The 12376-nt window shown below is 41.1% G+C and carries 11 protein-coding genes and 2 tRNA genes; 11 read left to right on the forward strand and 2 right to left on the reverse strand.

The features are described from left to right. Positions 1–156: 156 nt before the first annotated feature. The 8 genes from BLS20_RS09235 to BLS20_RS09270 all read left to right on the forward strand — a co-directional run bounded on the left by BLS20_RS09235 (position 157) and on the right by BLS20_RS09270 (position 5570). Positions 157–1650, forward strand: a complete 1494-nt coding sequence (locus tag BLS20_RS09235) for a phosphohexomutase domain-containing protein (protein ID WP_090174091.1) — start codon at positions 157–159, stop codon at positions 1648–1650. A gap of 49 nt (positions 1651–1699) precedes the next feature. After that, a tRNA-Phe gene (locus tag BLS20_RS09240) sits at positions 1700–1772 on the forward strand. A gap of 3 nt (positions 1773–1775) precedes the next feature. After that, positions 1776–1846, forward strand: a tRNA-Gly gene (locus BLS20_RS09245). 144 nt (positions 1847–1990) lie between these two features. After that, positions 1991–2506, forward strand: coding sequence for a hypothetical protein (locus BLS20_RS09250; RefSeq protein ID WP_090174092.1), 516 nt, complete (start codon positions 1991–1993; stop codon positions 2504–2506). Between the two features lie 121 nt (positions 2507–2627). After that, complete coding sequence (locus BLS20_RS09255; protein WP_090174093.1) at positions 2628–3479, forward strand: hypothetical protein; 852 nt, start codon at positions 2628–2630, stop codon at positions 3477–3479. Next, on the forward strand, positions 3476–4444 hold the full coding sequence (locus tag BLS20_RS09260) for a peptidase U32 family protein (protein ID WP_176762356.1): 969 nt from the start codon (positions 3476–3478) through the stop codon (positions 4442–4444). Before BLS20_RS09255 ends, BLS20_RS09260 begins: the two co-directional genes overlap by 4 nt. Before the next feature lie 9 nt (positions 4445–4453). Continuing rightward, a complete protein-coding gene (locus BLS20_RS09265) occupies positions 4454–4987 on the forward strand; it encodes a flavoprotein (RefSeq protein WP_090174095.1) in 534 nt (177 codons plus the stop codon). Between the two features lie 19 nt (positions 4988–5006). After that, complete coding sequence (locus BLS20_RS09270) at positions 5007–5570, forward strand: hypothetical protein (protein WP_090174096.1); 564 nt, start codon at positions 5007–5009, stop codon at positions 5568–5570. A gap of 74 nt (positions 5571–5644) precedes the next feature. Here BLS20_RS09270 and BLS20_RS09275 read toward each other — a convergent pair whose 3' ends face one another. Then, positions 5645–6274: an epoxyqueuosine reductase QueH gene (locus BLS20_RS09275; protein ID WP_090174097.1), complete on the reverse strand. Its 630-nt coding sequence runs from the start codon at positions 6272–6274 to the stop codon at positions 5645–5647. Positions 6275–6393: 119 nt separating this feature from the next. On the opposite strand from BLS20_RS09275, the gene BLS20_RS09280 reads away from it, so the two are divergent. From BLS20_RS09280 to BLS20_RS09295, 3 genes are all read left to right on the forward strand, one after another. After that, entirely contained in the window at positions 6394–8307 is a 1914-nt protein-coding gene (locus BLS20_RS09280) for an EAL domain-containing protein (protein ID WP_090174098.1), read from the forward strand. 198 nt (positions 8308–8505) lie between these two features. Continuing rightward, positions 8506–10050, forward strand: coding sequence for a glutamine-hydrolyzing GMP synthase (gene guaA, locus BLS20_RS09285; RefSeq protein WP_090174099.1), 1545 nt, complete (start codon positions 8506–8508; stop codon positions 10048–10050). 578 nt (positions 10051–10628) lie between these two features. Continuing rightward, entirely contained in the window at positions 10629–11594 is a 966-nt protein-coding gene (locus BLS20_RS09295) for a Fic family protein (RefSeq protein ID WP_090174101.1), read from the forward strand. Between the two features lie 279 nt (positions 11595–11873). On the opposite strand, the gene BLS20_RS09300 is transcribed toward BLS20_RS09295, so the two are convergent. Continuing rightward, positions 11874–12311 carry a MerR family transcriptional regulator gene (locus BLS20_RS09300; RefSeq protein WP_090174102.1) on the reverse strand — a complete coding sequence of 146 codons (438 nt, stop codon included), beginning with the start codon at positions 12309–12311 and terminating at the stop codon, positions 11874–11876. Positions 12312–12376: the final 65 nt, after the last annotated feature.

Consider the following 12376-nt stretch of genomic DNA (forward strand, 5'->3'; position numbering starts at 1 on the left):
AGTCGGGGTACAAGCTCCGACTGAGTTAAACGCTCCGCGAGGATGCGCACGGATTCGGACAGGAATTTGTCTGCTGAAGCAGACCCGAATCCGGCTGTCAAGACTCGCGAGCGAGTCTTGACAGCAAATAAATTAGGACAGGAGATTTTAATCATCATGAATGAAGCTTATTTTTTAAAATTGCAAAATGGTAGTGACATCAGAGGTGTCGCAGTGAGCGTTCCGGGTGAGGCACCGATTAACCTTACACTTGGCGCAGCTAACAATATCGGACAGTCTTATGTGGACTGGGTAAGCGAAAAGCTTGGCAAGCCGGCAAGTGAGATTAAGATTGGAATTGGACGTGATTCAAGAATCAGTGGAGAAGAACTGTGCGGTGCCATCTGCGATGGGATTTTGAGCACGGGGGCATATGTGGTGGATTGTGGACATGCAACAACGCCAAGTATGTTTATGTCGATTTTGTATCCGGAAACACAATTTGATGCTTCGATTATGATTACGGCGTCTCATCTTCCGTACAATCGAAACGGGATGAAATTCTTTACGAAAGACGGAGGTCTTGATAAAGGTGATATCACAGCAATTTTAAAAAATGCTGCGACAAAAGACGATCTATTCCCAAACGAAGAGCAAGCAAAGAATTTTGACCGATTCAATCTGATTGAATTGTATGCGGCAGATTTGCGTGAGAAGATCAAAGCAGGTGTACAGGCGAAGGATTATGAGCATCCTCTTTGTAATCTTAAGATTATTGTGGATGCAGGTAATGGAGAAGGCGGATTCTTTGCAACAAAGATTTTGGAGCCGCTTGGTGCAGATATCACAGGAAGCCAGTTCCTTGAGCCTGATGGTATGTTCCCAAATCATGTGCCAAATCCTGAAGATAAAGAAGCAATGGCAGCAGTTGTAAAGGCAACGGTGGAAAACAAAGCAGATCTTGGTTTGATTTTTGATACGGATGTGGATCGTATGTCAGCGGTTTTGGCAGATGGTACACCAATTAACAGAGATGGCTTGATTGCGATGATGGCAGCGATTCTGGCACCGGATTATCCGGGATCGACAATCGTAACGGATTCGGTGACCTCAGATCGTCTGAAGGATTTTCTGGAACTTGAATTGGGATTGAAACATCTGTGCTTTAAACGTGGTTACAAAAATGTTATCAATAAATGTAAAGAGCTGAATGAACAAGGAATCGAAAGTCCGCTTGCAATCGAGACTTCTGGACATGGCGCTATGAAAGAGAATTATTATTTGGATGATGGCGCTTACCAGGCAGTGAAACTTTTGATTGCACTTGCAAAGAGGCGACAGGAAGGAAAGAGTATTGAGTCGTTGACCGAGAAGATGTCCTTTGCATTTGCGGATGTCGAACAGCGTATTAAGATTGAAGAAGAAGATTACAAGGAATATGGCCGGCAGATGTTAGAGAAGTTTAAAACAAATGCACAAAAGGAAGGGGTCGCGCTTGTGGAAAGCTATGAAGGAGTCCGAATTTCCGTAGATCAAGAAGGGGTAAAAGGATGGGCACTTCTTCGAGCTTCTCTTCACGATCCGGTGCTTGTACTTAATGTCGAGGGGCGAAATCAAGCGGAATGCGATACGATTTTAAAACTTGTAAAAAAATTAATAGAAAATGAATAGAAATTGTTGACTTTATGGGCTCATTCGTGTAAGATAATACTTGCTGTGAGCCCAGTTAGCTCAGTTGGTAGAGCAGAGGACTGAAAATCCTCGTGTCTCTGGTTCGATTCCGGAACTGGGCATCTGCGGGTGTAGTTCAATGGTAGAACACTAGCCTTCCAAGCTAGATACGTGGGTTCGATTCCCATCACCCGCTCTTGTATATAGAGAGTTGATTCAGGATATGAATCAACTCTTTTTTTTCATATAATCTTCACTTAGGAAACAATCGGTCTTCAAATTAACTTTTTATACTTCGGTTACAGTGATAATTGAAAAGGCAGAGAAAAAGGTGACGTATATGAAAAAAAAGGAAATAAATTATATCATCACGGCAGAACAATATCGTTGTTTATTGAAGGAATTTTCAAGAAGGGCAATTCGCATGCATAAAGGTGGAATCTGTGCGAGGATTTATTATGACACGGCTCAGCATGAAATTCTAAAGCATGAAAAGAAAGATCCTGGTCATACCAAGCTGGTTTACGAGCAGGAGAATCGTATAGTACTTTCAAAAGAGCAAAAGGAGAATCTGGTTCCGACTATGTATCTTGCATGGGATGAAGTGCAGTTTCATGTAGGAGGAAAGGAAGAACTTGTAGTAAGCATGAAACAGAATCTGCGCCATCGATTTGAGGATTTTGATTTTGAAATGGGAAGTGCCGGCAAATTAATGCTAACGAATGGTCAAGTATTTATGACTGTCAGCAGAAAAGGATTTTGCCCGTTTTGGCTGGCAAGCTTATTTAAAACCAAGAAAATAAAGCCGTTGCAAATGAGCGAATATCTGATGGGATATGAAAAAAAGGCTTCCTAAAACGATGCTTAAAACGTGACAGAAATAAGACAAAACAGCATAAAACAAAAATAAACATTGATAACACGCTTTGCGATATGATAAAATAACAATAAGTTACAACGGATAGAGGACTATTGTTATGTTTTGCGAACAAGGTGATTTGGAAGAAGTCGGATTGAATCTGGCAGATCTTAATTTAAAATATTGGCATCAAGCCCCGATGCTGGAGCAATATTTAAAAGAACTAAGAGTGACACAACTTGCGATGGGATCCAATTTTTGTGATATATATTTTGCAAAAACACTCCGGATGTTAGAAGAAGGATGGGAAAGGATTCTGGATTCTTTATCCTGTAAGTTGACATTGGTTGTTCCACAGCTGGGAGAGGGTATGCTTTCGCGGATTGAAAGACAGCTGATGAGCTGTCTTTTCTTTGTTTCAGAAATTGTAGTAAATGATATTGCGATGCTTGCAAAGGTTTCTGCCTGGAAATCAGAAGGCTTGTATAGAGGGAAGATTACAGCCGGGCGGTTGCTGATTAAGAATTTTAGAGATGCCAGATATGAGCAATATACAGATTCGGAGGTAAAGGTATTTTTCCCGGTATATTTAGAGGGAAAAGTGGACGCGGTAGAATTAGAATATGTCGCACAGAGAATGAATCTGACTGAGATTCCATCGGGGGTCGAGGTTGTTATGCATTATCCGTACACGTATCAGACGTGCAGTGGTGCATGCAGCTATGCTGCAGCTGCTAATCCAAAGAACTTGTATTTCCAACAGAATCAACGTTGTAAAACAACCTGTATGGCTGGATATCTGAAATTAGAAGAACATTTTCCGATGTATCTGGTGGGGAGAGGTGTGTATATTCAAGCGGCACCGATTACGTGGATGAGCAAAAAAGCAGATCGCTATTGGTACTGGCCGGTCGATTATGTGCTGGGATTAATATGCATTATGGGAGAGGATATGGTGGCAGTCCCATGAAGATCTTAACACCTTGTAACCGGCTAGAAGCGATAGAGGATATGCATCGCAGCGGAGCGGAAGAGTTTTATATGGGCTTTTACGGCAAGAGTTGGCAAGAACAATTTGGATCTTATAGTGATATTAATCGTTTGACCTTGTTTAAAGACGTTGCGAACCGCTATACCTTGCAGGATATTGAGAAAATTACAAAAAAAGTACATGCATTGAAAGCCGCTATCTACATAACACTTAATGCGCCGGGGTATTTAAGAGAACAAGAAAGGTATCTTGAAGCATTTTTGGAGAAATTATCCGAATATGGTGTGGATGGCATAATTATAAGCACGCCGGATTTGATACCGCTTGTGTTAAAGCATCATCTACAACCGGTTGCCAGCACCATGTGTGGCGTTGTCAATTCGGAAATAGCCGGAATTTATGCAGAACGTGGAGTGCAGCGATTGATATTGCCAAGAGAATTATCGTTGCAGGAAATTGAGAGCATTATGACAAAGGTACCTTATGTGCAGTATGAAGCATTTTTGATGCGAAATGGCTGCCGCTATATGGATGCAAATTGTCTGGGCATTCATGGAGGCGAATGTGGCGCTATCTGTGCAACAATTCGAAGTCAGGCAGCCCGTTATTATGGCTATTATACTCCGGATGTTTATGAAAATGCGGTAAAGGTATTGCAGACAAATGCAATGATCGGGCGCTATTATCATGAATATGCCTGTGGTCAGTGTGCGATTTATGCACTTAATGAGATGGGGGTTCATGCTGTGAAAATTGTTGGACGATTAGATCAGATGACCGATGTGATGCGCGATGTAAAGCTGACGAGAGATAATATTGAAATTGCAAAAAAATGTACCTGTCAGGAGCAATATTTGCATCAAATGATTCGACCGGAAAATGAAAGTGACTATTGTCGAGAAGGCCTGTCTTGTTATTATCCAGAGGCGCGTTATGGTAGATAAGGAGGAACTATGTTAGAAAATAAAACGATATTACTTGGAGTATGCGGATGTACACCGGCTGGACGAGCAGTTGATATTGCAACAAGTCTTCGTAGTTTGGGTGCTGAAGTTAAAATCATCCCGACGAAGAATGCGCTCAACTTTGTAACGCCATTAATGTTACAAAGAGCGAGTGCCAATCCGATTCAGATAGACCAATTTGACTCGCCGGTGATTTGGGATCGGACATACCAATCCTGGACGCTGGATGGAGATTTACTGTTGATTGCACCGGCGTCGGCTGATATGCTAGGGAAACTTGCAAATGGTATTGCAGATGATTTGCTTTCAACCAATGTTCTTTCTTTTGAAGGACCGAAATTGATTGCAATGAATATGAGCCCGATGCTTTATCGAAACGCAGCGGTGCAAAGAAATGTGCAGCAATTGGCTGTAGATGGATATTATTTTATTGATAATCATGATTCTACAAATCCATGCAGAATGCCGTCAGTGGACGATGTGGTGAATGAGATTGTAGATTATTTTCATGATAGAGATTAAAATAGGAGGAGCTATATTGATGGAAGAAAGAACAAGTAGAAATGGAATGCCACCGATGCCGCCAAAACCGGAGCATCAGGGGGGAAACTATGGAGCCGGAGGATATGGAGCCGGAGGATACGGAGCCGGAAATAATCATGGGGCTGGAGGCTATGGACGCGGCCCGCAAGGAGAGAAAAAACCGGGTGGACCGCAAGGAGGACCTGCGATTCCGCCAATGCCGCCGATGCAGATGATGTATATGCCGGTAATGATGCCGGTGTGTATGCCAATGGGACAGCCAATGCCTCCAATGCCACCGATGCCGCCACAGGGAGGTCCGCAGGGTGGACCGCCAAAGATGGGAGTTGAGCTTAATCCGGAATTGGATCGTAGACGTACTTTGGAACTTCTTTCTCTTGTGGACGAAGTTGCAAAGCCAAAGGCGGGCAAATTACTGGGTATTCCAAGACCGATGTTTGAGCATACTTGTGAAGTGCTTGAAAAGGAAGGCTTGATTACGATTGCAGTGGATAAAGATGGTGAAAGACCAAAAGCCACACTTTCCATTACAGAAGAAGGAAAGAAAAAAATAGAACGATAACGAAGCAATCCCTTTGTAAACAAAGTGTTACAAAGGGATTTGTTTTTGCAGAAAGGTAGTCATTCGATCAGGTACTAACTGCGACTGCTTTCGCGCTCTTGTTTGGAATAGACGCAGCCACAGTAGTCCTGTCGATACATATCATACTCTTTGGAAAGCTCAACAGAGCGTTTGTAGCCATCACGTTTTTTGAAATCAGAAATTAGATATTTGGAAGTGTATTTTTCGGCTAGTTCACAGCCAATTTCATTTAATTTTTGGGCATTTTTAAGAGGGCTGATGGAAAGCGTGGTGGTAAAGTAATCCATTTGCATTTCTTGTGCAAGCTTAGCTGTTTTTTCAAGTCGAAGACGATAGCAACGAAAACAGCGCTCGCCACCCTCCGGAATCTTTTCGCAGCCACGGATGGCTTCGTGAAAAGCGTTTTTATCAAAATCACCCAAAACAAAGTGAACCGGATGGGCCGTTGGCATAGACGCAATCAGCCTTTGTTGTTCGGCAGCTCTTTTGGTGTATTCTTCATCCGGATAAAGATTGGGATTATAGTAAAAAACCGTAATTTCAAAGTAGTGTGACAGATATTCGATGACATAGGAACTACATGGGGCGCAGCAACTGTGTAAAAGTAATGAGGGAAGTTGCCCGGAGTCTTTGATTTGTTCAATTGTCTGGTCTAATATTTTTTGATAATTAATTTTATTCATGAGCCCATTGTATAGCAGGATGGGGAAAAGGGCAATGCATGTAGAAAAAGAAATAGTACTTATGATTGATAAAATGGGAAGAAGGATATATAATGGGAGAATGAAAGGATGTTAGGGTTATGTTGATACAAGAATGTGTTGCACGTTACTCGATTGTGGGAGACATTACGGCAATGCTTATTAGTGTTGTCTTAATGATAATTATATATTCGAATCTTTCGTTTTCTGAGGATTATGGATTGAAACTGCACAAGCGGGCCATTATCCTTGTTTTTTTGGCATCTTATTTTAACATTATCTATTCGCAATTGGTAAAATTCGCTCCCGATTATGGAGTTGGAATTTATCTGTCGCGAGAGCTATATCATATTTTGTTGAATTTTGTCTTTTTGATTTTTGCGAATTATGTGAGACGTTTGCTTGCTTTGACAAAAGAAAAAGATAGGAAGATCTGCTGGATTTCATGGGTGGCGACGATTGGTGGAAGTGTTCTTAATTTGATTTCACCGATTACGCATTGGGGATTATATAAGGCAGATAATGGCATGTGGTATGAAACTCTGAAATTAAGTCCATTTGTGGTGACATATGTGTTTTTTATCGTGCTACTTGCAGTGGCGCTGATCTATTTTAAAACTCGTTTGATTGCGCAGGTAAGACTATGTCTATGTCTTGTTGAAGGGCTTTGCATGTTTATAATGATGGTTCCGAATAGTTTTTATCGTGGAACATTTACAACTATTACATTTTTCTTCCCAATGCTTGCGCTTTTGATTATGATTCACAGTTTGCCATATGAACTGGAAACAGGCGCAAGATATGGTCTTGCTTTAAATCATTATCTTGCCAAAACAAATCATAGAGGGAAAAAAACCATGCTTTTGGTTTTAAAATTATATATGGAGAATGATGAAAAGATTCCACAAGAACTTGGGCATGTTATGTATACGTTCTATCGTGGATCGTTGAATAGGGCATCGTTGTTTAGACTTGGAAGAAATACCTACATTTTAGGAGTGCCGGATGAAGCTCCAAAAAGGGATACGATGGAGTGTGTGCGGGAATTGATTGAGCAGCAATTTCCAAAACAATATGCGCGCTTTCAGATCCCGTATCGGATTATGTTGATGGAATGTAAGGATTTTATTCAAGGAACGAATGAGCTTGAGGGGGTCATTGCATATTTTGAAACTAAAGTAGCTAGAAATAAAACGCTTATTTGTGACGACGAAATGATGATAAAACTTAGAAATGTTAATGTGATTATCAATCAACTTCGTATGATTCACAATAATCTGGATTTGAATGATGAACGTGTTTTGTGTTATGTGCAGCCTGTAAAAAATGTCGTTACGGGTGAGTTCGATACGGCGGAAGCTCTTATGAGATTGAAGCTACCCGGGATTGGAATGATTTATCCAGACCGGTTTATACCGCTGGCGGAGCAATATGGCTACATTCATTCGCTTGGATTGATTATGCTTAATAAAGTGTGCAGATTGATTCGGGAGCTTGAGGAAAAGAAAATCAAGATGGAACGGGTTTCTATTAATTTTACGATGCGAGATCTGCAAAAGGAACATTTTGTTGAGGAAGTGATTGGGATTATTGCACAAAATCACGTTCCATTTGACAAGATTGCAATTGAAATTACAGAGTCTCAGACTGCAATGGACTTTGAAGTCACAATGGATCGTATTGATCAGCTTCGAGAGTATGGTATTGTATTTTATCTGGATGATTTTGGAACTGGATACACGAATTTTGAACGAGTGCTTCGCATGAATCTTGATATTGTAAAATTCGACAGGACGTTGCTTTTGTCGGTAAAGGAAGATAAGAATAATTCATTTATCCTGCATCATTTTGCGGAGGCGTTTGAACAGCTTGATTATAAGATCTTATTTGAAGGGATTGAAACGGATGATCAAGAGCAGATCTGCAGAAATGCCCATGCCGATTATTTACAGGGATATATGTATTCGAAGCCGATGCCAAGTGATAAATTGGCCGAATTTATCTTAGGCGGATGAAGTGTCTTTGCCTAAGAGAAATGATTTATTTTTAGTGCGCAGGAATTTGGTTGGATATACTGTCACATAGTCTGCGCAGGGGCTTGCCGGTCGAGACTCAAAAAGCAAGGAATGCGATAGCACGGACTTGTCATAGAACTTTATACGCGGTATAATAAGGCCTGATGTTTAAAAGTCTTCACGATGGAGGAAATGATAGTGAAAAGACAACGAGTGATTGTAATTGATTTTGGTGGTCAGTATAACCAATTGGTTGCTCGCCGTGTTCGTGAATGCGGTGTGTACTGCGAAATCTATTCGTATAAAACAGATATTGAGAAGATTAAAGAGATGGATCCGATGGGAATCATCTTAACCGGTGGTCCAAACAGCTGCTATGAAGCGGATTCTCCGACTTGTGGCAAGGAGCTCTTTGAACTGGGAATTCCTGTCCTGGGACTGTGCTACGGTGCGCAGCTTATGACACATGTGCTTGGCGGAACTGTAGAACGCGCTGCCGTTCGTGAGTATGGTAAGACGAAGGTGACGGTGGATCCTAGATGTAAGCTCTTTGAAAATGTACCTTATGAAAGCATTTGCTGGATGAGCCATTTTGATTACATCTCGAAGCTTGCTCCGGGATTTGAAGGAAGCGCACATACTGCCGATTGTCCTTATGCGGCAGCGCAAAATACCAATCAGAATCTGTATCTGATTCAATTCCATCCGGAAGTGCTTCATACAGAGCATGGTAAGACAATGCTCTCTAACTTTGTGTTAAATATCTGCGGCTGCGCAGGTGACTGGAAGATGGATTCTTTTGTGGAAGAATCAATTGCCAATATTCGTGAGAAGGTTGGCGATGGTAAGGTCCTTTTGGCCCTGTCCGGTGGCGTGGATTCGTCTGTTCTTGCTGCCTTGCTTGCAAGGGCAATCGGAAAGCAGCTTACCTGTGTGTTCGTTGATCATGGTCTTCTTCGTAAGAATGAAGGTGATGAGGTCGAAGGCGTATTTGGCTCTAAGGGTAATTTCGACCTTAATTTCGTTCGTGTCAATGCGCAGGAGCGTTATTACGCCAAGCTTGCAGGTGTAACAGAACCGGAGAGCAAGCGTAAGATCATCGGGGAGGAATTCATCCGTGTCTTTGAGGAAGAGGCTAAGAAAATTGGTCATGTGGAATTCCTTGCGCAGGGAACCATTTACCCGGATGTGGTTGAGTCGGGACTTGGCGGTGAATCTGCTGTGATTAAGTCTCACCACAATGTCGGTGGTCTTCCTGACTTTGTTGACTTTAAGGAAATTATTGAGCCGCTTCGCGACTTATTTAAAGATGAGGTGCGTAAGGCCGGTCTTGAACTGGGGCTTCCGAATCATCTCGTATATCGTCAGCCATTCCCGGGACCGGGACTTGGTATTCGTATTATCGGTGAAGTGACGGCCGATAAGGTTCGTATCGTGCAGGATGCTGATGCAATCTATCGCGAGGAAATCGCAAGAGCCGGCCTGGACAAAACCATCGGCCAGTATTTTGCAGCTCTTACGAACATGCAGTCGGTTGGTGTTATGGGTGATGAAAGAACTTACGATTATGCGATTGCTCTTCGTGCGGTTAACACTATCGATTTTATGACAGCGGAAGCTGCCAATATTCCGTGGGAAGTGCTTCAGAAGGTTATGAGTAGAATCATCAATGAAGTACGCGGGGTGAACAGAGTAATGTATGATCTGACGAGTAAGCCACCTGGAACGATTGAACTGGAGTAGTAACGTAATAAGCCGTGAGACCTTTGAAATATAGGGGGTTCACGGCTTTTGCTTTTTCTCAAAGTACTGTTGCAGTACTGTCTGCTCTAATCGGGGAATAATTCTTCCGTAGGATATTTGATCTGACTGGTAGGTTCGCACTTCCTTTCGAACCAGTTGAACTTCCAATCTAAATATTGTTCTTTGTTAATCTTTTCATCGTATAAATAAGTTCTCATACGATTCCTGTAGGATTCCTGATATATCCATATCCGGATGCATGCGAAGTAATTCTTCTCACTTTTCATTATCCTCGTTAATATATTTGTTAACGGTATCTTTTCTATGATGGAGAACATTTGTTGTGGCTCGATTGCTCATACTATCGATGTGTGCAAGGATGATTCGTTGTTTGATGACAAGACTAATTACTTCTTTGAACTATATTTAGATTAGCATAAACAGCATGGTTTTAAAATCAAAATAAACCACACTAAATTAATTAAATCTATTTACGACATTTTTTACGTCAGTACAATTGATGATATTCGAGGTTTAACTTATAATATTTTATATTGAAATAACCAAGGAGGAGGCTTATGTTGGATGCATATATCCCACCATTTACAATGACAGACGAGATTACGAATCTCGTAATTGAGATAGCAGAGCTTACTGGAGCAATGACGGTGTCAGAACAGCTTTCTAAGAACCCTAAGCTGAGGCGCGAGAACCGTATTAAGTCTATCCATTCATCTTTGGCGATTGAGCAAAATACATTGACCGAAGAACAGGTGAGTGACGTAATAGATGGAAAGCGTGTCCTTGGACCACCTCAGGATATCAGAGAGGTTCAGAATGCTTATGAAGCATATGAGATTATGACGAAGTTGAATCCTTATTCAGTCAAAGATCTATTAAAAGCACATAAGATTATGATGGATGACTTGGTGAAGGAAGCTGGAGTATTTAGAAGCAAAGGCGTAGGCGTTTATGGCGGAGATCAGTTGATACATGCTGGAACACCTGCTAATTATGTGCCGGATTTGATAGGACAACTCTTCGATTGGTTGAAAAAATCAAAGTTGCATCCATTAGTAAAGGGGTGTATTTTCCATTATGAATTTGAGTTCATTCATCCTTTTGCAGATGGAAATGGAAGGACAGGAAGACTTTGGCATACTTTGATTCTTGCAAAGTGGCAGGAGTTTTTCTTATGGATTCCGATTGAGACTATTATTCATGAGCGGCAAAATGACTATTATAAGGTGCTAAATGCATCTAATATGGACGGGGAGTCAACGATATTTGTTCAGTTTATGTTGGAATTAATTAGAGATCTTCTAAAAGAATTGTCTCATAATGGCGTAATGAACAAAGCAAAAACGTTAGATGAAAAATTGCTGGATCTGTTGAAGGAGAATGGCAACCAATCAGCTGCTGGGCTTGCTGAGATAGTAGGTTCTTCTCAAAGAACTGTTCAGAGAGCCTTGAAGCGTCTGATGGACGAAGGCAAGATAGAACATGTAGGATCAAATCGATTTGGTCATTACGTCATAAAATAGGACTTGCAAAATGTCATAATAGATGACATAATAAATGTCGTAATAGAAAGTCAATTTCGCAAGATATTGATGGTAGATTTGGGAACACCATATTCATCATAAAGGCTCCTGAGAGTTCTTCCTTCCTGAACACGAAGACGCACTATTTTCTTCATCAAATTCTTTTGGCATATTTAGTATGGCCGGTAGGTGAACCGAGAGTGGTTTGCTCTGCTAAATTCTAATTTTCCGTTGAATAGAGGATACAGTTAATGCCAGACAAGTGACCTGGCATTGTTGTTACTTGTGAGCTTTATTGTATAGTTTTTGAATATCTTTTGGAAGTTTGTCAGGGAGCATAGCATAAATGGAATCTTCATTGCCATCAGCAATAGCTTTGTCATAATACCAGCATTTGAATTCCAGCATGGCTAATGTTTTTTCAAGATGCTTTATTTCAGACAGAACAGCTTCTTTTCGTGTTTCAAAAAGTTTTTTTCTGTCCGGATAGCTGGAAGGACCTTCAACAACCAACTTAAAGAACTGTTTGATATCCTTTATTTCAAGACCAGATTTTTTAAGGCATTCGATAACATGAATAGCCTCGATATCACTATCGCTGAAGTAACGGATATTACCTTTTCTTTCGAGATTTGGGAAGAATCCCTCCTTGTCATAATATCTTAGCGTTGAAATTGGGAGATTAAACATCTCAGAAACCTGTCCAATTGTGTACATAGTATTACCTGCTTTCAAAAAAATAAAAAAGTGCTTGACCTAAAGTTAGGTTTAGGTCGTATTCT

Source organism: Eubacterium oxidoreducens (assembly GCF_900104415.1).
GTDB lineage: Bacteria > Bacillota > Clostridia > Lachnospirales > Lachnospiraceae > Eubacterium_C > Eubacterium_C oxidoreducens.